General features: G+C 75.5%; 15 protein-coding genes. 8 read left to right on the plus strand and 7 right to left on the minus strand.

Annotated elements, in window-relative coordinates:
- Positions 1 to 77: 77 nt before the first annotated feature.
- Together GWJ10_RS18070 and GWJ10_RS18075 are read right to left on the minus strand one after the other, a co-directional pair.
- Positions 78 to 4,079, minus strand: a complete 4,002-nt coding sequence (locus GWJ10_RS18070; protein ID WP_241005895.1) for a ThuA domain-containing protein — start codon at positions 4,077 to 4,079, stop codon at positions 78 to 80.
- A gap of 105 nt (positions 4,080 to 4,184) precedes the next feature.
- Positions 4,185 to 5,333 carry a multicopper oxidase domain-containing protein gene (locus GWJ10_RS18075; protein WP_082774719.1) on the minus strand — a complete coding sequence of 383 codons (1,149 nt, stop codon included), beginning with the start codon at positions 5,331 to 5,333 and terminating at the stop codon, positions 4,185 to 4,187.
- Positions 5,334 to 5,866: 533 nt separating this feature from the next.
- Here GWJ10_RS18075 and GWJ10_RS18080 point away from each other — a divergent pair.
- On the plus strand, positions 5,867 to 8,188 hold the full coding sequence (locus GWJ10_RS18080) for a glycoside hydrolase family 65 protein (RefSeq protein ID WP_163188805.1): 2,322 nt from the start codon (positions 5,867 to 5,869) through the stop codon (positions 8,186 to 8,188).
- A 44-nt stretch (positions 8,189 to 8,232) separates the two neighbouring features.
- On the opposite strand, the gene GWJ10_RS18085 is transcribed toward GWJ10_RS18080, so the two are convergent.
- On the minus strand, positions 8,233 to 9,279 hold the full coding sequence (locus GWJ10_RS18085) for a GlxA family transcriptional regulator (RefSeq protein ID WP_163188806.1): 1,047 nt from the start codon (positions 9,277 to 9,279) through the stop codon (positions 8,233 to 8,235).
- 150 nt (positions 9,280 to 9,429) lie between these two features.
- Here GWJ10_RS18085 and GWJ10_RS18090 point away from each other — a divergent pair, with 150 nt between their 5' ends.
- Entirely contained in the window at positions 9,430 to 10,062 is a 633-nt protein-coding gene (locus GWJ10_RS18090; RefSeq protein WP_206158438.1) for a hypothetical protein, read from the plus strand.
- Positions 10,063 to 10,089: 27 nt separating this feature from the next.
- Here GWJ10_RS18090 and GWJ10_RS18095 read toward each other — a convergent pair whose 3' ends face one another.
- On the minus strand, positions 10,090 to 10,968 hold the full coding sequence (locus GWJ10_RS18095; protein WP_163188807.1) for an alpha/beta hydrolase: 879 nt from the start codon (positions 10,966 to 10,968) through the stop codon (positions 10,090 to 10,092).
- A gap of 118 nt (positions 10,969 to 11,086) precedes the next feature.
- Here GWJ10_RS18095 and GWJ10_RS18100 point away from each other — a divergent pair, with 118 nt between their 5' ends.
- The 3 genes from GWJ10_RS18100 to GWJ10_RS18115 all read left to right on the plus strand — a co-directional run bounded on the left by GWJ10_RS18100 (position 11,087) and on the right by GWJ10_RS18115 (position 15,376).
- Positions 11,087 to 12,295, plus strand: coding sequence for a hypothetical protein (locus tag GWJ10_RS18100; protein ID WP_163188808.1), 1,209 nt, complete (start codon positions 11,087 to 11,089; stop codon positions 12,293 to 12,295).
- A gap of 121 nt (positions 12,296 to 12,416) precedes the next feature.
- Positions 12,417 to 13,097: a histidine phosphatase family protein gene (locus GWJ10_RS18105; protein WP_061268819.1), complete on the plus strand. Its 681-nt coding sequence runs from the start codon at positions 12,417 to 12,419 to the stop codon at positions 13,095 to 13,097.
- A gap of 350 nt (positions 13,098 to 13,447) precedes the next feature.
- A complete protein-coding gene (locus GWJ10_RS18115) occupies positions 13,448 to 15,376 on the plus strand; it encodes a glycerophosphodiester phosphodiesterase family protein (RefSeq protein ID WP_163188809.1) in 1,929 nt (642 codons plus the stop codon).
- Positions 15,377 to 15,475: 99 nt separating this feature from the next.
- Here the strand turns inward: GWJ10_RS18115 and GWJ10_RS18120 are convergent, their stop codons facing one another.
- A complete protein-coding gene (locus GWJ10_RS18120) occupies positions 15,476 to 16,843 on the minus strand; it encodes a hypothetical protein (RefSeq protein ID WP_163188810.1) in 1,368 nt (455 codons plus the stop codon).
- A 46-nt stretch (positions 16,844 to 16,889) separates the two neighbouring features.
- Positions 16,890 to 17,723 (minus strand): VOC family protein, encoded by an 834-nt coding sequence (locus GWJ10_RS18125; protein ID WP_076404353.1) that lies wholly within the window; start codon positions 17,721 to 17,723, stop codon positions 16,890 to 16,892.
- 156 nt (positions 17,724 to 17,879) lie between these two features.
- Between GWJ10_RS18125 and GWJ10_RS18130 the strand changes: the two genes are divergently transcribed.
- Both GWJ10_RS18130 and GWJ10_RS18135 read left to right on the plus strand, forming a co-directional pair.
- Positions 17,880 to 19,166: an endonuclease/exonuclease/phosphatase family protein gene (locus GWJ10_RS18130; RefSeq protein WP_206158439.1), complete on the plus strand. Its 1,287-nt coding sequence runs from the start codon at positions 17,880 to 17,882 to the stop codon at positions 19,164 to 19,166.
- Between the two features lie 274 nt (positions 19,167 to 19,440).
- Positions 19,441 to 20,586: a ScyD/ScyE family protein gene (locus GWJ10_RS18135; protein WP_163188811.1), complete on the plus strand. Its 1,146-nt coding sequence runs from the start codon at positions 19,441 to 19,443 to the stop codon at positions 20,584 to 20,586.
- Between the two features lie 45 nt (positions 20,587 to 20,631).
- Here the strand turns inward: GWJ10_RS18135 and GWJ10_RS18140 are convergent, their stop codons facing one another.
- On the minus strand, positions 20,632 to 22,092 hold the full coding sequence (locus GWJ10_RS18140; protein WP_163188812.1) for a pyridoxal-dependent decarboxylase: 1,461 nt from the start codon (positions 22,090 to 22,092) through the stop codon (positions 20,632 to 20,634).
- Positions 22,093 to 22,277: 185 nt separating this feature from the next.
- On the opposite strand from GWJ10_RS18140, the gene GWJ10_RS18145 reads away from it, so the two are divergent.
- Complete coding sequence (locus tag GWJ10_RS18145; RefSeq protein WP_241005896.1) at positions 22,278 to 23,897, plus strand: asparaginase; 1,620 nt, start codon at positions 22,278 to 22,280, stop codon at positions 23,895 to 23,897.
- Positions 23,898 to 23,990 lie beyond the last annotated feature (93 nt).

Here is a 23,990-nt window from a genome sequence, read left to right on the forward strand (position 1 = left end):
AGGTTCTGGGGGTGGTTCTGGGGGCTCTGCCGGGTACGGGCGGGGACGGCCTGGCCGGCCGCCCCCGCCCGGCGGTGCTACAGGTCCGCGACCCGGATGTCGCGGAACTCGATGAGGTCCGCGTTCCCGTGGTTCTGGAGCCCGATGAACCCGCTGTCGAACTGGCGCAGGTCGGTCGGCGGGTCACCGGCACGGGACGACTGCTGTCCCGGGGTGTTCTCCCACTCGTTGATGACGACGCCGTTGCGGATGATCGTGTACTGCTGGCCGACCACCCGGATCTCGTACTCGTTCCACTCGCCCTTCGGCTTCTCGCCGCCGGTGTTCAGGCCGAGCGGGTCGAAGTTGTAGACCGAGCCGGTCTTCTGCGGCTCGCCCGTCGGACCGTCGTAGATCTGGATCTCGTGACCGCACGAGATCGCGACCCACGCGGGCGACTGGTTGGCCGCGCACGGCACGTCGCCCGGGTCGTTCGGGTTCGGGAACCGGGTGAACACGCCCGTGTTGGCGTAGTGGTCGCCCTCGGAGACGTCGCGGTACAGGAGCTTCACGGAGAAGTCCCCGAGCTCCTCGCCCGCGTACCAGAGCATCCCGAGGCCGCCGCTCGACTTCAGCGAACCGCCCGGCTCGAGCGTGAACTTGCCGCTCGGTGCCTGGAACCAGTCGTACAGCGACTCCTGCGTGCCGTCGAAGATCGTGCGGTACCCGCCCGGGTCCACGCCGATCTGGGACCGCGCCGCGGCGTCGACGAGGCGAGCACGCTCGCGCTCGTCGATCCGGCTGTCGTCGTACAGGCTCTTCGCGACCGACTCGACGTGCGCCAGGAACCGGGCGTGGGTGCGCCACTCCTTCTCGTCCTGGAACAGGTCGTTCATCGTGCAGGCGCCCAGGTCGAGGTTCTCGACCGTGGAGTCGACGTCGCCGAAGAACACGGTCTCGCGCTCGTCGGGCAGGGTGCACGACGGCGAGCCGTCGGTCGTGACGGTGGCCGTCGAGCCGTCCGCGTACGTGACGGTGAGCTTGGCCTCGTAGGTCCCGATGCGGGGGTACTTGTGCTTCGGGTTGGCCTGGCGCGAGGTCTTGCCGTCGCCGAACTCCCACAGGTAGGAGACGCCGCCGGACCGCGCACCCGTGAACTGCACCGTGAGCGGGTCGCCCTGGATGCTCGTCGCGGACGCGGCCGGGGCCGGGGTCGGGGCCCCGCCCTGGTACGTGATCCGCATGAGCTTCTGGTTCGGGTCGAGGCTGAAGAAGCCGCCCGCGTAGTCGACCAGGTACAGCGCGCCGTCCGGACCGAACTTCGCGTCCATCCAGCTCTGGAGCAGCCCGTCACCGCGGCCGCCCGGGATGATCTGGCGGAGGTCCTCCATGAACACGGGGGCGTCCAGGTCCTCCGGGTCGACCGTCACCGCGACGCGGTTGTTCGAGTTCGACTGGTCGCCGATGAACCACTTGCCCTCCCAGTACGACGGCCACGCGACGTCGGACTCGGGGTCGACCTGCGACTGGCGGTACGTCGGACCGGACATGACGGCCTGGCCGCCGCCCCGCAGCCACGGGATGGTGTAGGTCGCCTCGTCGTCCTCGTACGTCGGGATGCCGTTGCCGCGGTCCGGGAAGACCGGCCCGCCGCCCGAGGGCGAGTACCAGATCATGTTGTTCCGTACCGGCGGGAGGTCCACGAGGCCCGTGTTGCGGGGCGACGTGTTCTTCGGGTTGTCGCAGTCGTACCAGCCGGTGAGGACGCTCGCGTCCTCGTTGCTCCGGTCGCGGTACGGCTGCTTGTTGCCCATGCAGTACGGCCAGCCCTGGTTGCCCGCGGACGTGATGATCGTCGCCGTCTCGTACTTCGCCGGGCCGAGCTCGGGGCTCGGGCTGCCGGCGTCCGGGCCCACCCAGGCCGCCGTCAGCCAGTCGGTGTCGGGGTCGATCTGGAGGCGCGAGATGTTGCGCACGCCCATGACGTAGATCTCCGGGCGCGTCTTGTCCGCGGGGTACTCGCCCACCGGGAACAGGTTGTCGTCCGGGATCGTGTACGTGCCGTCGTCCTCGGGGTGGATCCGCAGGATCTTGCCGTTGAGGTCGTTCGTGTTGCCCGACGTGCGGCGCGCGTCCTGGAAGCTGATGCCCGCGAACTCCTGCGTCCAGTTGTTGCCGGAGTACCCGTTCGACCCGCCGGACGAGTTGTTGTCGCCCGAGCCGATGTAGAGGTTGCCCTCGCTGTCGAACGCCATGCCGCCGCCCGCGTGGCAGCAGCTGTGGATCTGCGTCTCCCACTCGAGCAGGTCGACGCGCGTGCTCTGGTCGATCGTCGGCGTCTCGGGGTCGTAGGTGAACCGCGAGACGGTCCGGTAGCCGACGCGACGCTCGCGGTCGATGTTCTCGTGCGGCATCCAGTACACGTAGAGCCAGTGGTTGGTCGCGAAGTCGGGGTCGGGCACGATGCCGAGCAGCCCCTCCTCGTTCTTCACCAGCTCGTCGCCGCTGCCGCGGTTGCCCATGACGTCGAGCGTCGTGAGCAGCTTCGCCTCACCCGTCTCCGGGTCCCACTGGTGGATCGTGCCGCAGCCGAGGCCCACGTTCGGGTCGCTCCACGGGACGATCGGGCCGGTCGGGCAGGCGCCGCGGCCGATGTAGAAGACCGTGCCGTCGGGCGCGATCGTCAGACCGTGCTGCTCGCCGTTCTGGTCGAGCGTGCCGGCCGTGTTCACCTGGGACAGCCGCTCGGCCTTGTAGTTCGACGCGATGGTCGCCTGGCAGTCGCCGCGCACCACGCCCGTCGTCCACTGGAGCGCACCGAGCAGGTGCTCGCGGAACGTCGCGTCCGCCCAGCTCTCGGGCGTGCCGCCCATGCCGGTGAAGAACGACCGGCCGCCGTCGTAGTCGCGGCACCACGAGACGGGCTGGAACGGGTTGGTCGTCGGGCCGGCGTCGGGGCCGGGCTCGAGCGTCGCGACCGTGTGCACGTCACCGGTCGGGTCGTCGGCCCATTCGAGCCACCGGTCCTCGCGGTCCCACGTGAGCGGGAGGTCCGCCGTCGCGGGGTGCTGGCGGTCGACCAGGTCGACCGTGCGCTCCTCGAGCGGGATCTCCGGGTCGGGCTGCTCGACGGAGTCGGGGCCGTAGATCGAGAGCTCCGCGAGCTGGACCTCGGCGTCGCCGGAGTTCGCGGTGACGTCCAGCCGGTACCAGCCGTACGCGGTCTCGTTCGCGACGTCGAACGTGCGCGGCTGGAAGCGCTGCGGGAAGTCCTCGTCGGCGCGCGTGTCGAGGTCGACCCACGTCTGCCCGTCGGTCGAGCCCTGGAGCTTCCAGTTCTTCGGGTCGCGGCCCGCGGAGTCGTTCGCCGACGTGATGCCGTACTTCACCACCGCGACGGGCTGCTCCATGCGCAGCGTGAGCTGGCCCGTGCGGGCGAACGTCAGCCACTTGGTGTTGGGGTCGCCGTCGACGGCCTTGGCCGGCGTCTCGGCGGCCGGGCTGCGGCCGGTGCCGGTCGCCTCGGCGACCTTCTCCGCCGTCATCGTGGCGCCCTTGATCCGGGCGCCGACGAGGCCCTCGAACCACTTCGAGGCCTCCTGCGAGCGCGCGGCGTCGCGCACGCCGAGGAAGCCGCCGCCGCCGTTGATGTACGCCTGGAGGGCGGCCTCCTGCTCGCCGCTCAGCTCGATGCCCTCCGCGGAGAGCATGACGACGCCGCGGTACTCGCCGAGCGTCGCCGCGCTGATCATCTCCGGGTCGGACGTCGCCTCGACCTCGAAGCCGTTGGCGGCCCCGATCTCGGTGAGCGCCGCCGTCGCGTCGACGACGGGGTCGGTCTGCTCGTCGGGCGCGCCGTGGAACACGAGCACGCGCACGGGCGCGGCTGCGGCGGCCGGCGCGGCGGCGACGGACCCCGCCGCGAGGGACCCGCCCGCGCTGACCGCGGTGGTCGGTGCGGTGGCGCCGGTCTGGGCCGCCGCCGGGAGGACGGCGGCGCTCGCGACGAGCGCGATGCCCGTCAGGCCGACGGTCAGGGCCCGTAGTGCCCCCGGTCGGGAGCGCCCCCTCGTGGGGGGTGTCGATCGTCTGGAAAGCACTCTCCAACTCCTTCGTCATCGGTGCGACGCCCCCGGACGGGCCGGGAGCGGGTCCTGCCGGGTGCGGGACGGGCCGACGGCCCGCCCCACCTCACCGGCGGACGGTCAGTGGCCGGCGTGGCCCGTGAGGTCGACGACGGCCGGCCCGGAGCCACCGCCGGCCGGACCGCCGGGGGCGGTGGCCGGGGCGCTCGTCGTCGCGGCGGCGCCGGACGGCGCGGCCCCGGACGGGGCCGACATGGTGTGGCTGCCGTGACCCTGGAAGCGGTCGATCGACTCCTGGGCGCCCGGCGGCATCGAGCCGTCGGCGTTGCGCACGAGGAAGATGCCCGCCATGCCGCCGTCGGAGTGGAACTGGACGTGGCAGTGGTACATCCACGCACCCGGCCCTACGCCGAGCCCGGCGACGACCTGGAACCCGAACGCGTCGCCCGGGTTGAGGTCCCGGTTGTCGACGACCTGGCTCGGGTCGTACTGGTCCGCGAGCAGGCCGGTGCGGTTGTTCGCCCAGCGGTGCGCGTGGAGGTGGAAGGTGTGGAGCTGGTTGCCGTGGCCGATGCAGATGAACTCGACGCGCTCGCCGAGCTTCGCCTCGAACATCGGCGTGTCCGGCGCGACCTTGTTGTTGATGGTCATGTCGTTGAAGACCATCGTGAACTGCTTCTGCGGCAGCACGTCGCCGACCCGGCGCACGACGAGCGCGCCGTAGAGGCCCGCCGCGAGGCCCTGCGTGCCGTGCTCGCCCCACGCGTGGTCGTGGTAGTGCCAGTACCCCGCGCTGCCGGGCATCCAGATGCCGCGGTCGCGCGCCATCTTGACCGTCGACCACGTGTACGTCCGCGTCTCGCCCGGCTCGTTGAACGAGTTGTTGAACGTGCTGCCGTCGCTGTTGACGTCGTAGTTCACGCCGTGCGGGTGGATCGACAGACGCTTGTCCGTCGTGTTGACGAGCGTGATCTCGAGGGTCTCGCCCTCCCACATCTCGAGGATGGGCCCGGGGACGGTCGCCTTGCCGCGCTCGAGCCCGTAGCCGACGAGCGTGTCGGAGATCCGCTCGGCGTACATGGTGATCTTGCGGACGCCGGTGGCTGCGGTGACGGTCGTCGCGGCGGCGGCGGGGGGCGCCGCGGCGACGCTGCCGCCGGCTCCGAGCAGGAGCGCGGCGGCGGGGCTGGCAGCGACGACGCCGGCCCCGGCGAGCAGGGCCCGCCTCGAGAGCGGCCTCGGCGCCGTCTCGGTCGTCGGGTCGGGCATGGGGGACTCCTTCCGGGCGTACGGGGTCGTCCGGGCGGTCCGTGGCGCGCCGGACCGGCGGGACGGCGGTCGCCGCCCCGCGTGCCGGCGCGCTCGGGCGCGCGGAGGCTCCCCGAGGTGGTGCGGGGGACTCTGAGCAGCAGGACTGGGTGGTGCGGGGGTGTCCCGCGGTCGCAGAGGGTCGAGAGGTTGCTCGGTCGTGCGGGGCTCGACCCGGGCCGGTGGGAGACCGGCCGTGGGGCGAGGTCCAGGGCCGTCGGGCCCCGCCGGGGTACGCGTCGGTGCGTACCGTCCGGCTGTCGGTCCGGACGACGGGCTCCCCTGCGCCGACGTCCGGCCCCCTGGTCGGTTCCAGGGGCAACGAGGTTCATGACACCGCAGTCAGTGCATGGATGTCAACAGGTAGGCGAAAGTTGTGTCGACAACAAGCAAAAGTCCACGGCCGATCGACACTTGTCTCCGGAGCGGCCCTGGACGGCGCTCGGACACGCCCCGGACGGGTGTGCGACACGGCGTCGTGGTGGAGTGACCGCGTGACTCGCGACCTCCCCGCGTGGTCCGTCCGGGAGTCGGCCCTCGACGTCGACGACCCGGCCACGGCCGCGTCCCTCCTGTCCCTCGCCAACGGGTACGTCGGCGTCCGCGGAACGCTCGACGAGGCGGACCCCGACGACGACCCCGCGACCCTCGTCGCCTCCGTCCACGAGGAGTTCGAGCAGACCTACGCGGAGCGCGCGTACGCCTACCCCGAGGTCGAGGAGCGCCTCGTGCCGGTCGTCGACGCGTGGCGGGTCGGCTGGTCCGTGGACGGGGAGCCGGTCGACGTCCGGACCGCCGACCCCGCCGGACCCGACGGCACGGTCGAGGCGCACGAGCGCGTGCTCGACCTGCGCCGGGGCGTGCTGCGGCGCGAGCTGCGCTGGACCGCGCCGTCGGGCGGGACCGTCACGCTGCACAACGAGCGGCTCGTGCCGCTCTCGCGCCGCGAGGTCGTCGCGTCGCGCTGGCGCGTGCTCGCGCACGACGACGTCACCGTCACCCTGCGCCCGGTCCCCGGCTGCGCGCACGGCGGGCAGGACCCGGGCCGCGAGGCGCCCGGGCTGGTCACCGTCTCGTGCCGGCACGACGCCGAGGGGTCGTCGGTGCGACAGCGGACCGTGCGCTCGGAGCGCGGCGTCGCGGCCGAGACCGCGCACCTCGTCGACGCCGCGGACGGCGTCCGCCCGCGCTGGCACCACCGCGGCGGCGCCGCGGTCCTCACCGTCGACCTGCGCGCCGACGAGTGGCTGGAGGTCGTCGTCCTCGCCGCGTACGCGGGCGGCGCGGATGCCGACGCGCTCCCCGCGCACGCGCACACCGTGCTCGCCGCGGCCGTCGACGCGGGCTGGGACGCGCTCGAGCGTGAGCAGGCCGACGCCCTCGCCGCGGTCTGGGACCGGGGCGACGTCGAGCTCGACGGTGACTTCGAGATGCAGCAGGCCCTGCGGCACAGCCTGTTCCAGGTGGTCCAGGCGTCGGCGCGGGTCGAGGCCGTGGGCGTGCGGGCCAAGGGCCTCACGGGCACCGGCTACGCGGGCCACGCCTTCTGGGACTCGGACACGTTCGTGCTCCCCGTGCTGGACCACGTGCTGCCCGACGCCGCGGCGGCGCACCTGCGCTGGCGGCACGCCACCCTCCCCCACGCGTGCGAGCGGGCCGCCGAGCTGGGCCTGCCCGGCGCGGCGTTCCCGTGGCGCACGATCAGCGGTCGGGAGTCGTCGGGCTACTGGCCCGCGAGCACCGCCGCGCTCCACGTCTCGTCGGCCGTCGCGCTCGCAGCCGTGCGGCACGTCGCCGCCACGCACGACGACGAGCTCGCCCGGGACGTCGTCGTCGATCTGGTGGTGCAGACCGCGCGGCTGTGGGCCGGGCGCGGCCACCACACGGCCGCCGGCTTCCGCATCGACGGCGTGACCGGGCCCGACGAGTACACCGCCGTCGTGGACAACAACACGTACACGAACCTCATGGCGCGCAAGAACCTGCGCGCGGCCGACGAGCTGTGCGAGCGGTTCCCGGAGCAGGCGGCGCGGCTGGACGTGACCCCGGACGAGCGCGCGGGGTGGCGGCGTGCGGCGGACCGGATGGTCGTCCCGTACGACGCGGAGCTCGGCGTCACGGAGCAGTCGCAGGACTTCACGCGGCACGCCCCCTGGGACTTCGAGTCGCGGGGCACCGCGCGGTTCCCGCTCGACGACCACGTGCACTACGTCGAGCTGTACCGGCGGCAGGTCGTCAAGCAGGCCGACCTCGTGCTCGCCCTGCACGCCGCGCCCGAGGAGTTCACGCCCGAGCAGCGCCGCCGCGACTTCGACTACTACGAGCCGCTGACCGTCCGCGACTCGTCGCTCTCGGCGCCCGTGCAGGCGGTCGTCGCCGCGGAGATCGGCTACGTCGACCTCGCGTACGACTACGCGCGCGAGTGCGCGCTCCTCGACCTGTGCGACCTGCGCGGCTCGACCGACGGCGGGCTGCACGTCGCGTCGCTCGCGGGCGCCTGGACCGCCGTCGTCACGGGCATCGTGGGGCTGCGGCACGACGACGACGGGCTCCGCCTCGCCCCCCGGCTCCCGTCCCGGCTCACGCGGCTCGCGCTCGCCGTCCACCACGGCGACGCCCGGGCGCGCGTCGAGGTCCGGCCCGACGGCGTCACGTACCGCCTCGAGTCCGGCGAGCGGCTGCGGGTCGTGCACGGCGACGAGCCGTTCGAGCTCACGCCCGAGCACGCGGTCTTCGAGCGGCCCCTGCTCGCCGGGATCCAGGACCCGCCGCCCGCGCAGCCGCCCGGCCGCGCGCCGCTCTTCGCCACCTCGTAGGTGGACGTACCCGCGACGGGCCCGGTGGGCCGTGCGCGGGTTCCCTACGTCGGCAGCCGCTCCTGCTCGCCGCGCGCGCCGCGGAGCCCGGCGGCTCCCGGACCGGTCCCGCCAGGCGGGGCGAGGCGCCCGGCACGCCGGTGCGCGGCCCGGTACTGCGAGGGCGCGAGGCCGTACTCCGCGGCGAACGCCTGCCGCAGCGCCTCCGCGGACCTCAGCCCGCACTCGCGGGCGACGGTGGTGACCGGGCGGTCGGTCGACGCGAGCAGGTGGGCCGCCGCCTCGGTCCGGGCTCGCCGGACGTACCGCGCCGGCGTGCGGCCGAGGTGCCGGACGAACAGGCGCGTGAGCTGGCGCTGGCTCACGCCCGCGTGGGCGGCGAGGGCGGGGAGCGAGAGGTCTCCGTCGAGCCGCGCGGCGACGAGGTCGACCACGGCCCGGACGCATGCGTCCCGTACCTGAGGGGCCGCCGTGAAGACGCTCATCTGGGCCTGGTTCCCCGGACGCTGGAGGTACGTCACGAGCGCGCGGGCCACCCTGCGGGCGAGCTCCGGACCGTTGTCCTCCTCGACCAGCGCGAGCGTGAGGTCGAGCGCGCTCGTCACGCCCGCCGACGTGTAGACGTTGTCGTCGCGCACGTAGATGGGCGCCGGGTCGACGCGGACGGCGGGGTACTCCTGCGCGAGCCGGTCGGCGTAGCGCCAGTGCGTGGTGGCACGACGCCCGTCGAGGAGACCCGTCGCCGCGAGGACGGTCGCGCCCGTGCAGACCGACGCGACCCTGCGACTCAGGGCGGCCACCCGGCGCACGTGCGCGACGACGAGCGGGTCGGCACCGGCCTCCTCGTGGCCGAGCCCTCCGGTCACGACGACCGTGTCGACCGGCTCGACCCACCGCTGGAGGGAGCCGTGGCTCGCGAGCGTGAGGCCCGAGTCGCACGCGACGGGTCGCCCGCCCGGGGTCAGCAGCACCACCCGGTAGGGGGGCGCGGCGCCCACACGGTTCGCGAGGACGAGGGTCGAGGTCACGCACGCGATGTCCAGGAGCTCCGCGCCGGCGTAGCCGACGACCGCCACCAACCGCTCCGCCATGAGCCGTCACCCCCGGGTTCCCGACGTCCGGTCCACGGATCCGGACACCGTCCACGATACCCCCGGGGAGTACCGCGGCCCAGGGTGAGGCTGTTCCTCCCAGGAGAGCGCGGTCGCCCGACCGCGACCGCCACGAGAGACGAGGACGTCATGAGCACTCCACGCACCGCCCGGCAGACCACCGGACCGCGCTCCGGAACCGCGCGGGGGACGAGCACCCAGACGAGCACGGGGACGAGCACCGGGACGAGCACCGCCCGGGCCGTCGTGGCCCGCTGGCCCGCCGCGCTCGGCCTCGGCGTCGCCGTCCTGCTGCTCGCGATCGGCGTGGCCGACCGCACCACCCTGGCGATCGGCGTGAGCGCGGCCGCGCTCTGCTACGTGGCCGCAGCAGCGCTCGGACGCCCCTGGATCGCCTGGGTGAGCATCCTCGGCGCCTCGCTCGTCGTGGTCGCGAGCGAGGTGGCGGGCATCCCCTGGTGGGCCGGCATCGGGCTCACCGCGCTCGTGCTGCTCGGGATCGGCGTCGCGCGCGGCGCAGCACGACCGACGCTCCCCCAGGCGGCCGCACTTCTCGGCTACGGTTCCCTCGCTGTGGTGGCGCTCGCCGTCGACCCGGGCATCGGTCTCGTCGTGGCAGGGCTGACCCTGGCCGGCCACGCCGCGTGGGACGTCGTCCACCACCGGCGCGGCGAGGTCGTCCCCCGGCCGATGGCGGAGGCGTGCCTGTACTTCGACGTCGTTCTCGGCCTGGGCTGCCTCGCCCTCGCCGCCCTCCGCTGAGACGCGGGGCGCGTCCGGGACGCGCCGTCAGCCCGCGAGCGCCTCGCGCAGGGTCGTCGCGAACGCCGCCGGGTCGTTCGCGGGCGACCACTCGTTGACCATGAAGCCGCCGTGGTCGCCCGGGAACGTCACCGGCTCGACGCCCAGGAGGGCGGCGAGGGCGGCACCGCCGCGCCACGCGAGCGTGCCCTCGCCCTGGGCGCTCACCGCGGGGACGATGCGGGTCGCCGCCGCACGCAGGGCGTCGCCGTCGGGCGCCCACGACGGCATGGTGGCCAGGTTCCGGCCGAGGAGCAGGTCGTCGCGCGACCCGTCGTCGTCCGTCGGGAAGCCGAACATCGCCGGGTCGGGCGCCGGGCGGTCGAGGTAGTCCGCGGGCAGCGGGCCCACGTGGCTGACGAGCGCGACGAACTTCGCCATCGCGCGCCCGAAGCCCTCGCGGCGGTACGTCTCCACGATGTCCGCCTGCACCGCCGTCGCGGTCGCGGCGTCCTCCAGCAGCGGCGTGATGGGCGGCTCGTGCGCGACGAACGTCCGCACGTCCTCCGGGTGCCGCTCGATCCACGAGAGCCCGACGACGCCGCCCCCGCTCGACCCGAACACGTCCACCGGCCCCAGCCCGAGGGCGGCCACGACCTCGTGCAGGTCGTCCGCGTGCCGCTCGACCGACACCTCGCCGTCGGCGGCGAGCGTGCTGCGCTCCGTGCCGCGCGGGTCGTACGTGACGACCACCCGGTCGTCGATCAGGTCCACGAGCTGCCCGAACCCCGACGCCGCCATGGGCGAGCCCATGACGACGAGCGGCGGCAGGTCGCCCGGCGCCGCGGGGGTCCGGACGTCGTAGGCCAGGACGGCTCCCGGCACGTCCAGGGTGCGGCTCGTGGTGCGGGTCGTGGTCTCGCTCATGACGTCCTCCGTGTCGTCGTCCCGCCGCGCGTCGCGGCAGGTCCCCGTGCGTAGAGACGGCGACCGCCGCCGGAACTGAGCGGTCCGCGCGGCCGCGCGTTGCCACTACCCTCGCAGGATGCCGTCATCGAGGACCGTGCCCGCCGTCGTCGCCGCGGGGACGCTCACCGCGGTGCTCTGGGTCGTCACCGGGCGGGTCGCGGACTGGCTCGCCGGGGCGGCGCACGCCCTGCCCGCCGGGCTCGTCCGGACGCTCCTGCCCCACCCGACCGGCGTCGTCACGGGCGGTCAGCAGGTGTCGGGCAGCACCGTGCTCACGGCCGCCCTCGCGGGCGGGGTCGTCGCCCTCGGCACGCACCTCGTGCTGCGGCGCCTGCCCGCGGGCGAGGGCCGCTGGGCCGCGTTCCTCGCCGTCTGGGGCGCGGCCGTGCTCGCGTCCGCGCTCGCCGCGACGGCGGCCTGGTTCGCGGGCGTCACGCTCGCCTGGCGCGCGGACACGATCAGCCGGTTCGTCGCGACCGCGCTCGGCGGCTGGTGGGGGTTCGTCAACGGCCCGCTCGTGGCGGTGACGGTCGCCGTCGCGCGCGCCCTCACCGACCGCCACGACGACCCCGCCGGCACGCGGCACACCCGGACGCCGCCGCGCGTGCGCGCGTGGCCCGCCGCGCTCGCCGCGGGCACGGCGACGGGCGTGCTGTGGGCGGCCGCGGGCGTCGGGCGCACGACGCTCCCCGGGGCGGCGGACCCGCAGTCGCCGTGGGGCGTGGCGCGCGACGTCGTGCTGCTGCCCTCCGCCCGGATCGCCGTCGACCGCGCGGCGCTCCTCGCCGACCCCGTGCACCTGCTGCTGCCCGTCGGCGTCGGTCTCGCGGTCGGGCTGCTCACGGCGCTCGCCGCGCGACGCCTGCCGCCGGTCGAGGGCCGCGCGGCGCTGCTGCTCGGGGTGTGGCTCGCGTGCGCCGGGGGTGCGGCCCTCGCCGCGGCGGTGCCCGTCGTCTCCTCCACGCTCGCCGCGGGCGGCGTGCTGCCCGACGCCGGCCGCACCCTCCCCGTGCTCGAGGCGGGCCTCTCGTGGGGGATGGTGTGCGGGGTGCTCGTGGCGCCGCTCGCGGTGGTCGCGCACCGGCACGCGGGCGCGCGACCGCACGCCGGGTCGGCCGTCGCCGACGAGCCGTGGCCCGCGCCCGTCGCTCCCGAGCAGCCCGAGGAGCGCGTGCCCGTGCAGGCGGAGGCACCCGACGCCGAGCAGGCGGGTCCGCGCGGCGCCGACGACGCTCCCGGGCCCGACGACGCCCGGCACCGCGACGAGGTCACCGCGCGCTCCTGAGGGACGGCGTTCCGGCACCCGCCACCCCGGCGTCACCCGGCGGTCGTCGTCCCGACACCCCCGTCCCCTAGCGTCGGCCGTGACCAGCAGACCGGGACGCACCGGAGAGGGCACAGCGACGATGACCCTGACGATCACGCTCGTACGCCACGGGCAGACCTACCTCAACGCACGACGCCACCTGCAGGGTGCGTGCGACTCCCCCCTCACCCGCACCGGACGCGCGGGCGTGCGCGTCACGGCGCAGCACCTCGCGCGGCACGACTTCGCGGCCGCGTACTCCTCGCCGCAGGGCCGCGCGGTCCTCACGGCGATGGAGATCCTGCGGCACCATTCCGACCTCCCGCTCACGGTCGACCCCGACCTGCGCGAGCTGTCGTTCGGCTCCTACGAGCGGCGCCCGGAGTCGCAGCTCGACGCCGTCGAGCCGTGGGCCGAGCTCGTGCCCCGCATGCTCGCGGGCACCCACCCGGGCGTCGGCGGCGGCGAGCCGGGCCGGGACTTCATGGCTCGCGTGCGCGCGGTGTTCACGCGCGTCGTCGCCGCGCACGACGACGCGTCCCGCCCGGGCGCGACGCGCGACCGGCACGTGCTCGTCGTCGGGCACGGCCTCACGCTCGGCGCGTGGCTCGCGACGCTCGCCCCCACCGGCCTCGTCGCGCTGCCCAACGCGTCCGTCTCGACCGTCGAGGTGACCGACGGCGTCCCCCGCCTCCTCGCGGTCGGGGTCGACGTCGCCGGCCACGGCCACGTCGCCGCCCGCCCCGCCCCCGCTCGCCCGAGCACCCCGCTCCCCGCCTGACCGCCTCCCCGCCCCCCCCCCCCCCCCCCCCCCCCCCCCCCCCCCCCCCCCCCCCCCGCCCGGCAGAGACCTCCGCCGAACACGGGGTTGGGGTCGCTCTCCCGGCGAAACACGTCGCCAACCCCGTGCTCGGCAGGGATCAACCCCGTGGTCGACGGGGCGGCAGGGGCCGACGTCGCCTGCTCCTGACGGGCGCGACCGGGCCGCCCGGGTGAGGCTCGGGGGGATGCCGAGGGGGCGGCGGCGTCCCGACACCTGACCGTCCCCGGGGCGTCGCCCGGCGTCCACCGGAGCGCAACGCCGCGTTCCTAGGGTCGCCGGGGCAACCGACCCGACGCTCGGAGGACCCGATGACGACCACCCGACGCCGCGCCGTGCGCGGCACCGCCGCCGCACTGGCGGGGACCCTGCTCGCGACGACCCTCGTCGCCGCCACGGCCACGACCGCGACCGTGCCGTTCGCGGCCCCGGCGGCCGCCGCACCCGGCGACGTGCTGCTCGCCGAGTCGTTCGACGGCGACGACCTCCCCGAGGGCTGGACGCCCGTGCTCGGCGACTGGCAGGTGCGCGACGGCCGGCTCGTCGGCGACGCACCCGACGGGTCGTCGCCCGCGCGGATCGTGTTCGGCCGCTCCGCGGAGAACTACCGGCTCGACGCGACGCTCCGGTTCGAGAGCGTGGACAACGCGTCGCGCTGGGCGGGCGCGATCCTCGACGTCGCGCCCGACGGCACGACCCCGTGGTGGCAGGCGGTCCTGCGCACCACGACGACGGCGCCCAACGGCGTCGAGATCGCCCAGCGCACCGCCGCGGACGCGTGGAACGTCCCGTACACCGGCTCGGCGCCGACCGACGCCGCGACCGGGCGCGACGTGCACCTGTCCGTCGAGGTGCAGGGCGCGGCCGTCACGTACGCGCTCGACGGGCGGACCGTGCTGGAGGGGCGGATCGACCGGTCGCGGGACGGCGCGCTCGGCTTCGTCACCGCCGGGGCGACCGTGAGCGTCGACGACGTGACCGTCACGGAGATCGAGCCCGCGTCGTACGTCGGCGGCGACGGCGAGCTGCCCGTCACCGTCGCGCACCGCGGCTACTCCTCGGTGGCTCCCGAGAACACGCTCGCCGCCGTCGCGGCCGGGATGCGCACGGGGGCGGAGTACGTCGAGGTCGACGTGCACACCACGGCCGACGGCGTCCCCGTCGTGCTGCACGACCAGACGGTCGACCGCACGACCGACGGCACGGGCGACGTCGCCGTCCTGGCGGGCGAGCAGGTCACCGCGCTCGACGCCGGGTCCTGGTTCTCGCCCGCGTTCGCCGGGCAGCGGCTGCCGTCGTTCGCGCAGCTGCTCGACCTGCTGGAGACCGGCTCGTCGACCCTGCTCCTGGAGATCAAGGGGCCCGAGACGTCCGCGGAGGTCGAGCGCGTCGTCGACATGGTCGTCGAGGCCGGGCTCGAGGACCGCGTGGTGCTCCAGTCGTTCGACGTCGACGCGCTGCGCGCCGCGCGCGAGCACGCCCCGCAGATCCCGCGCGGGCTGCTCCGCGGCGCGCTCGACGCCGACCCCGTCGCCGCGGCGCAGGACCTCGACGCGGTCATGTACAACCCGTCGGCGAGCGCGCTGCTCGCGCGTCCGGGCGTCGTCGCCGACCTCAACGCGGCGGGCGTCGCCGTCATGCCGTACACCGTGAACTCCGCCGCCGACTGGGCGCGCCTCACCGAGATCGGGGTCGACGGCATCATCACCGACCGCGCGGGGGCGTTCGTCGGGTGGAAGCAGGCGCGCGAGCAGGAGGCGCCCGCGCCCGGCGCGCCGACGGTCACGATCGTCAGCCCCGCGGAGGGCACCGAGGTCGAGCGGGGCGGCACGCTCGTCGTCGCGGCGAGCACGACGGACGCGGACGAGGTGGTCGTGACGCTCGACGGCGAGCCCGTGGACAACGGGGCGGTCGTCCCGGCCGCGGACCTCGCGCTCGGCGAGCACACGGTGACCGCGACCGCGCGGGGCGCGGGCGGCGAGGCGACCGCGGAGACGACCGTCGTCGTGACCGTCACGCCGGAGGGCCTGCGCTCGCGCCTCGCGGCGCTCGACCTCCCGCCCGGCCAGCTGACGAAGGCGCTCGACGCGGCCGAGGCCGGGCGGTGGGCGTCGGTGCGCAAGGTCGTGGAGAAGTTCGTGCGCGACACGGCCACGCGCGAGCGTCTGCTCGAGGAGGTCGACCACCTCGACGGCCGCTTACCGGGCAGCCTGACCGGGCAGCCTGACCGGGCAGCCTGACCGGGCAGCCTGACGGGGCGCCTGACATCGACCGGGCCGCTGCGCGCAGCGGCCCGGTACGTCGCCCGTCCCCGGTCGGAGCCGACCGGGGACGGGCGCTCACGCGTCGGCGAGGAAGCGTCGCCGCTCCCCGCGGGCGGACCCGGCCCGCACCCAGCCGGTGAGGACGAGGGCGCCGCCCGCGACCCACGGGACGACGTCCCACCCGGGCGGTCCGTCCGACCCGACGACGGCGCCGTCCGTCGCGAGGATCGCCGCCCCGAGGCCGAGCAGCGCGAGGCCCAGCACCAGCAGGACGACGTCCCACGCCGCGCTCCCCGCGCCCCGCCGGGGCGCGCGGGCGACGAGGGCCGCCTTCTCGGTCGCGGTGAGCGGCGCCGTCGGGCCGAGGGGCTGGACGCGCTCGGCGCCGTGCCGGAACCGCGCCGGGTCCTCGACGGCCTCGACGAGCGCGGCGGGCAGCCCGAGGAGGTAGGCGAGCTCGGCGACGGGGTCGCCGGGCCAGGTCGACGAGGCGAGCAGCGCGCGCAGCCGGCCCGGGTCGCGCGGCGCGCCGAACGCCTCGGCCAAGGCCTCGTACGCGCCCTCGGGGCCGGACGTCGAGAGGTCCGTCCAGGTGTCGTTCCAGCTTCCGAAGACCCACGGGCGCCCCGGCGTGCTGAGCGTCCAGGCGACGCGGCCGCCGGTCCGTTCCAGGCTGACGACGACCTCCCCGGCCCGCAGGCCGCGCTCGATCGTGGACCGGGCGCGGAACTCGCCCGAGAGGGCCGACCGGAACGCCTCCTGCTCCGCCTCGTCCGCCGCGCCGAACCTCGGCACCTCGGGGCGTGCGGCGCTCCAGACGACGGTGCGCTCGTCGGTGGCGCGCACCCACGCCGTGCCCGCCCGGCGCACGGCGGCGCGGACGAACGCAGCGTCGGCGCGGACGAGCTGCACGACGGCGTCGGGCGCCGCCGAGTCCGTCGCGGGCAGGTCCGCGACCGCCGCGAACGCCTCGAGGAGGTCGTCGGGGTGCTCGAGCGCGCGCAGCCGGTCCGCGGCCGTCGTCGCGTCGCGCAGCCCGACGAGCGCGCCGACGGCCGCGAGCACGGCGCCCGGGTCGCCGTCGAGGCGCATCGTGTGGTCGGTGGTCGAGCCGGGCTGCGCGGGGGCCCAGGTGACGACGACCGGCGGCGCGACGGCGTCCGTGCGGGCGGCGAGGATCGCGCTCACGCCCTCGGGCAGCAGGTCCGAGCCCGCGTCGAGCTGCACGACCCACGGGACCGGCACGAGCGCGTCGACCTGCGCGAGGGCCTCCGCGGCCGACGTCGGGGCGTCCGCCGCGTCGGTCGCCGTGCCGTTCTCGGTGTCGACCTCGGCGAAGGTCCAGCCGCGCTCGTCCGTCGGGCCGACGCGCCCGTACTCGAGGTCCGCGGCGCGGAGACGGTCGACGACCTGGGCGTGCGGGCTGCGCGTGACGACGTTCACGGCGTCATGATGCCGCACCCGCCTCCACCCGGCGGTCAGCGTCCGGTCAGAAGCCCTCGGGCGGCGTGAACTGCGAGAGCGTGAGCACCGCACCCTGCGGGTCGCGGACCTCCGCCTCGCGCGTCCACCCCGTGTCGGCCGAGGACAGCACCACCGCACCGGCGCGCTCGGCCGCCGAAGCCGCGGCGTCCCGGTCCGCGACGGCGAACGTCACGGTGTGGCGTGCGCGTCCGGGCTCCTCCAGGACGCCCGCCACGACATCCCGGAAGCCGGGCGGCGCGCCCGCCTGGTTCGCGTCGATCTCCGGGTTGACGGTCCGCGCGAGGTGGTCGCCGTAGCCCTCGACGCGCGCCATCCCGGCTCCGAGGTCCGGGCTCACCTCCCAGCCGAGCAGCGGGCCGTAGAAGTGCAGGGCCCGCGCGACGTCGGGCGTGCGCAGCACGCTGAAGTTCCACGTGCCCGGCTCGTTGGCGCGCTGGGCACCGAGCCGCGTGCCCGGCTGCCACAGCCGGAACGTCGCGCCCTGGGGGTCGCGCACGGTCGCCATGCGCCCCGGCGGGCCGACCGTCGTCGGGCCGTCGAGGACCTCGCCCCCGAGGTCCGGGACGCCGCGCGCGGACGCGTCCACGTCGTCGACCGCGACGTACGTGATCCAGCCGGGCTCGCCGCGGCCCGTCGCGACGGCCGCGACGTCCTGCCCGCCGAGCGAGGCGACGACGTACCGCTCCCCCGCGCCGGGCGGGAGCCGGTCCTCGAACTCCCACCCGAAGAGGGCGCCGTAGAACGCGAGGGCGGCGTCGACGTCGGGCTGCTCGGTGTCCACCCAGCAGGGCACGCCGTGCGGGTAGGTGCGGACGGGTCGGGACGGCGAGGTGTCCATGTCTCACGGTCCCACCGGGCACCCACATCGTCACCCCGGCCCGGCGCCGGGTGTTCGCCCGCGCGACACCTTCCCGACCTTCCGGGCGTGGGCACCCGTGCGTACGGTGGCGGGGAACCTCTCGACGACCACCGTCCCCGACGACGAGGAGCCACCGTGTCCACGAGACCGTCCACCCCGACCGCGCCCCGCAGCCGACCGCGCGCAGCACGCACCGCGCTCGTCCCCGCCCTCGCGGCCGCCGCGGCCCTCGCCGTCGTGGGCGCGGGCGCCGCGCCCGCCGCCGCGCACGGCGACCGCCACGGCCACGACCGCGGGACGCTGCGCGTCGCGACGTACAACGCGAGCCTCAACCGCGCCGCCGCGGGCGAGCTCGAGGCCGACCTCTCGACCCCCGACGACCCGCAGGCCGCGACGATCGCCGAGGTGCTCCAGCGCACGCGGCCCGACGTCGTGCTGCTCAACGAGTTCGACTTCGTGCCCGGCGGGCGCGCCGTCGACCTGTTCCGCGACCACTACCTCGAGGTCCCGCAGGGCGGCGCCGAGCCGATCGAGTACCGCTACGCGTACGTCGCGCCGTCGAACACCGGCGTGCCCAGCGGGTTCGACCTGAACGACGACGGCGTGGTCGGCGGCGGGGACGACGCGTTCGGCTTCGGCGCGTTCGAGGGGCAGTACGGCATGGTCGTGCTGTCGCGGTACCCGATCGACACGCGCGGCGTCCGCACGTTCCAGCACTTCCTGTGGAAGGACATGCCGGGAGCGCTCCTCCCGGACGACCCCGCGACGCCCGCGCCCGCCGACTGGTTCACGCCCGAGGAGCTCGACGTGGTGCGGCTGTCGAGCAAGTCGCACTGGGACGTCCCGGTGCGCGTGGGGCGGCAGACCGTCCACGTGCTCGCGTCGCACCCGACCCCGCCCACGTTCGACGGCCCCGAGGACCGCAACGGCCGCCGCAACCACGACGAGATCCGGTTCTGGGCGGACTACGTGACGCCCGGCACGGCGTCGCGCTACGTGTACGACGACGCGGGCCGGCGCGGCGGGCTGCGCCCGGGCGCGAGCTTCGTCGTCCTGGGCGACCAGAACGCCGACCCGCTGGACGGCGACTCCGTGGACGCCGCGATCGACCAGCTCCTCGACCACCGGCGCGTCCAGGACCCGGCGCCCCGGTCCACCGGAGCGGTCGAGGCCGCCGCGCTCCAGGGCGGGGCGAACGCGACCCACCGGGGCGACCAGGCGCTCGACACCGCCGACTTCGCCGACACCGCGCCCGGGAACCTGCGCGCGGACTACGTGCTCCCGTCGCGCGACGTGCGGGTCCGGGACGCGGGCGTGTTCTGGCCCGTCCAGGCCGACCCGCTCTCGCGGCTCACCGGCGTCTTCCCGTTCCCGAGCAGCGACCACCGGCTCGTCTGGGTGGACCTGGCCGTCCGCGGCTGACCCACCGGTCTCGCCGTCGCCCCGGGCGCTCGTCGCCCGGGGCGACGATGGTGGACCCGTGCCGCCCGCAGGTGCACACTCGGAGGTCTGTGCTCACCGCCGACGCACAGCAGACTCCCGGCCGGCGCCTCGCCGGTCGCACGGCACGCCCCCGGCGCGCCACGTCGTCCGGCCCGACGACCACCTCACCCTCGTCCCCGGGGCGACGCCCGCGCCGACAGCAGCGCGCGCCGGCTCCCCTCGCCCCCGCGGGACCGCCGGACCAGGAGCACCCATGAGAAGACTCCGCACCGCCCTGCCCGCCGCCGTCGCCGCCGCGACGGCCGCCCTCGTGCTCGTCGCGGGGCCCGCCGTCGCGCACGGCGGCAAGCCCTCGCCGCGCCCGCCGACCGTGACCGACGTCGCGACCGGCCTCGTCACGCCGCTCAGCCTCGCGGTCGGGCCGCGCGGCACCACCTACGTCACCCAGAACTTCGCCGGGCTGCTCACGGCCGTCGGCCGCGACGGCACCCCGACCGTCCTCTACGCGTCGCCCGACGGCGGAGAGGTCGGGGGCGTCTCCTTCGACGGCCGCCGGATCACGTTCACCGAGACGCAGCTCGGCGAGGAGGGACCGGTCGCGTCGGAGGTCTCGACGCTGCAGACCGACCGGCAGGGCAACCCGACGGGCGCGCCCGTCGTGCTCGCGGACACGTTCGCGTACGAGCAGGCGAACAACCCCGACGGCGGCGTGACCTACGGCCTGCGCGACACCGACCCGGCGTGCGTCGCCCAGGTCCCCGCGTCGCCCGTCCCGCCCCGGTACACGGGGATCGCGGACTCCCACCCGTACGCCACGACGTCGTCCCGCGGCACCACGTACGTCGCCGACGCGGGCGCCAACGCGATCCTGTCGGTGAGCGACCGCGGCCGGGTCCGGACGGTGGCCGTGCTGCCCGCGCAGCCCGCGGTCGTCACCGCCGAGGCGGCGGCGGGCCTCGGGTGGCCCGCGTGCGTCGTCGGGCAGACGTACTGGTTCGAGCCCGTCCCGACGGACGTCGAGGTGGGCCCGCGCGGCGTGCTCTACGTGACGACGCTCCCCGGCGGGCCCGAGGACGCGAGCCTCGGCGCGCGCGGCGCGGTGTACACGGTCGATCCCTGGCGCGGCGCGGTGCGCCAGCTCGCCTCCGGGTTCCTCGGAGCGACCAACCTCGCCGTGTCCGGCGACGGCACGGTCTACGTCGCCGAGCTGTTCGGCGGGAAGATCTCGCAGGTCGGCAAGCGCGGGCCGAGCACCCTCGTCGAGGTCCCGCTCCCCGCGGGCCTCGAGTGGGACGGCAAGGGTCTGCTCGCGACGACGAACGCCCTCCCGGCGGACGAGACGACGCCGCCCGACGGGCACCTCGTGCGCATCGACCTCGGCCGGCACGGCGGGCGCTGACGCACCACCGGCCCTGGGGGTCGCACCGACGCCCGGGGCCGGTCGTCAGACGCGGGTCGCAGCGACCGCCCGGCCGAGCGCGCCGACGCTCACCGCGACGTCGGCGTCCGTCGTCGCCCAGGAGCTCACGGAGACGCGGAGCACGGCGCGGTCGTGCCAGCGCGAGCCGGACATCCACGCGGTCCCGTCGTCGAGCACGCGCCGCACGACGTCCTGCGTCCGCGCGTCGTCCCCGAACGCCGCGCACACCTGGGTGAACACGACGTCGTGCAGCACCTCGCCGTCGAGCGCGCGCACCGCGTCGGCGAACGTCGCCGCGTGGCGGCAGAACCCGTCCACGAGGTCGGCGACGCCCGAGCGACCGAGCGCCCGCAGCACCGCCCAGACGGGGAACGCGCGACCGCGCCGCGAGAGCTCGGGCACCTTGTCGAGCGGGTCGCCCGCCTCGCTCTGGATGAGGTAGTCGCCGTGCATGCCCATCGCGGCCCGCAGCGGCGCCAAGTCCGCGACGATCGCGAGCCCGCAGTCGTACGGGACGTTGAGCGTCTTGTGCGCGTCGGTCGCCCACGAGTCCGCGCCCTCGTACCCCGCGACGAGGTGGCGGTACGTCGGCGACGCGGCGGCGAAGAGCCCGAACGCGCCGTCGACGTGCACCCACGCGCCGTGCCGGTGCGCGACCTCGACCGCCGGGCCGAACGGGTCGAACGCCCCGGAGTGCACGTTGCCCGCCTGCAGCACCACGATCGTGGGCGCCGGGGCAGAGCCCCGGTCCCGCGAGGTAGAGGCCAGGTCCCGCGAGGTAGAGCTCTGGTCCCGCGAGGTAGAGGTCTGGTCCCGCGAGGGAGAGGCCCGGTCGGCCAGCGCCTCCTCGAGCGCGGCGACCGAGACCCGGCCCTGGTCGTCCGCGGCGACGACCTCGGGCGCCCCGAGCCCGAGGTACGACAGCGCGAGGTCGACGGACTCGTGCCGCTCGGCACCGACGAGCACGCGCACGCGCGGCGCACCCGTGAGGCCGTCGCGCCGCACGTCCCACCCCGCGCGGCGCAGCACCTCGCCGCGCGCGGCGGCGAGCGCCGTGAAGTTCGCGGTCGTGGCGCCGGTGACGAACCCGACCGCGCCCGACGCGGGCAGGCCCAGCAGCTCGAGCAGCCACGCGCTCGTCACGTCCTCGACGGCCGTGTGGGCGGGGGTGACGGTGCGGAGCGCGGAGTTCTGGTCCCACGCGCTCGTGAGCCAGTCGGCCGCGAGCGCCGCCGGGTGGCTGCCGCCGATGACCATGCCGTAGAAGCGGCCCGACGGCATCGCGGTGAGGCCCGGCCCGCACGCCGTGGCGAGCAGGTCGACGACGTCGGCGGCCGGGCTGGGACCGTCCGGCAGGTCCGTGCCGAGCGCGGCGACGACGTCGGCGACGCCCGCCCGGGGCGGGACCGGGCGCGTCGCGAGGGAGTCGAGCCACGCGGCGGCGTGCTCGTGCGCCCGCAGGAGGGCGGCGTCGCGATCGTCCATGACCGCTCCTGACCGGGCCGGACCGACGCCGGCCCTCCCGCCAGGCTGGACCCGCGGGGAGCGCGGGTCAACCGCTCCGCCGGTAACCGGCACGTCCGTACTTCTTACGCCCAGGCAATCCCCAGGCAACACACGGTCCCTAGCGTCGGGCGGGCCAGATGTTCCCCCCGACGGAAGGCCCCCTGTTGAGAACGTTCACCCTGACCCTGTCCGGCCGCGCCGTCGCGGCCGTCGTCGCGCTCGTGCTCGCGTGCGCCGCCCTCGCTGCGACGGTCGCGTACACCGTCGCCGACTCCCGGGCGTCGGCCGCCGCCGCGCGCGCCGAGGGTGCCGCGGCACCGGTGCTCGCGGCCGGGACCGCACCGGCCAACCCGCTCGGCATCACGTCCGCGCGGTACGCGACCGCGACGGCGACCGCCGCGGCGGAGAAGCCGAAGGTCGTCGTCGTCGCGACCGGCGGCACGATGGCCGGCAAGGCGACCGGCCGCGACACGTTCACGAGCTACCGCGCCGGCACGTACCGCATGGAGGACATGCTGAACACGCTGCGGCCCGAGCTCGACGCCGTCGCCGACGTCACCGCCGTCCAGTTCGGCAACGCCGGCTCGTCCGGCTACTCGATGGAGCAGTTCCACGCGCTCACGCTCGAGGTGGAGAAGCAGCTCGAGACGGCGGACGCCGTCGTCGTCACGACCGGCACGGACACGCAGGAGGAGTTCGCGTACTGGCTCGACCTCACCGTGCGGTCGCGCAAGCCCGTCGTCACGTCCGGCTCGATGCGCCCGTGGGGGTCGGGCGCCGGGCCGGACTCGAGCCTCGTGTTCGGCACGGACGCGCCCGCGAACCTCTACAACGCGATCAAGGTCGCGGCGTCCCAGCAGACCTTCTGCTTCGGCACGGTGCTCATGCTCAACGACGAGATCCAGGCGGCCCGCGAGGTCACGAAGTCGAACTCGTACCGCACCGACACGTTCCAGACGCGCGAGTACGGCGTGCTCGGCTGGATCGACGGCGACAACGTCACGCTCGGCCGGGCCCCGGCGCGCGTGCTCGCGTGCGACACCGAGGAGTGGTTCACGCCGTTCGACCTCGCGAAGGTCGACGCGAAGACGCTCCCGCGCGTCGAGATCCTCATGTCCTACCAGCAGGCCGGCGGCGAGGCCGTGACGGCGTTCGCGAACGCGGGCGTCCGCGGCATCGTCACCGCGGGGACGGGTGCGGGGGGCATCTCGTCCGCCATGAGCCAGGCCCGCACCGCCGCTGTCCGCGACAAGGGTGTCTGGTTCGTCTCGACGACGCGCACCGGGTCGGGGTCGTCGTACGGGGGCGGCAACGGCATCATCGCCGGCGGCGACCTCACGGCCGTCAAGGCACGGCTCCTGCTGCTCCTGTCGCGCGCTTTCACCGACGACTTCGCGACCGCCCAGGGCTGGTTCACGACCTTCGGCAACGCGTCGTTCGACCAGTCCGCGACGGCGGCCACGGTCGGCGCCGAGCCGGGCTCGACGACGGTCCGCTTCTCCGGCACCGCGACGCCGTCGTGCAAGGCCGCGGGCCAGCAGCTCTGGCTGACGGCGTCCGTGACGAACGAGGACTCGGTGCCGATCGACGTGCACGTGCAGACCCCCGCGGGCGAGCACACGTTCTCGGCGGTCCCCGCCGGCGAGTCGGCCGAGAAGACGCTCGCCGTGAAGGGCAAGACGCTCGCCGCGGGCGAGATCACGCTCGTCGCGACGAAGGACGTCGACGGACGGGCCGTGCAGACGCAGACGACCGCCGCCTACCCGGAGACGGCATGCCGCTGACCCTCTGCTGACCCCCTGACCCGCTGGCCTCGCCCACCACCCCGTCGAGCACGGGGACGGCGACCGGATCCGCACCGATCCGGTCGAGATCGG

Origin of the sequence: Cellulosimicrobium sp. SL-1 (assembly GCF_011033075.1) — a bacterium.
In the GTDB taxonomy this organism is placed as follows: Bacteria; Actinomycetota; Actinomycetes; order Actinomycetales; family Cellulomonadaceae; genus Cellulosimicrobium; species Cellulosimicrobium funkei.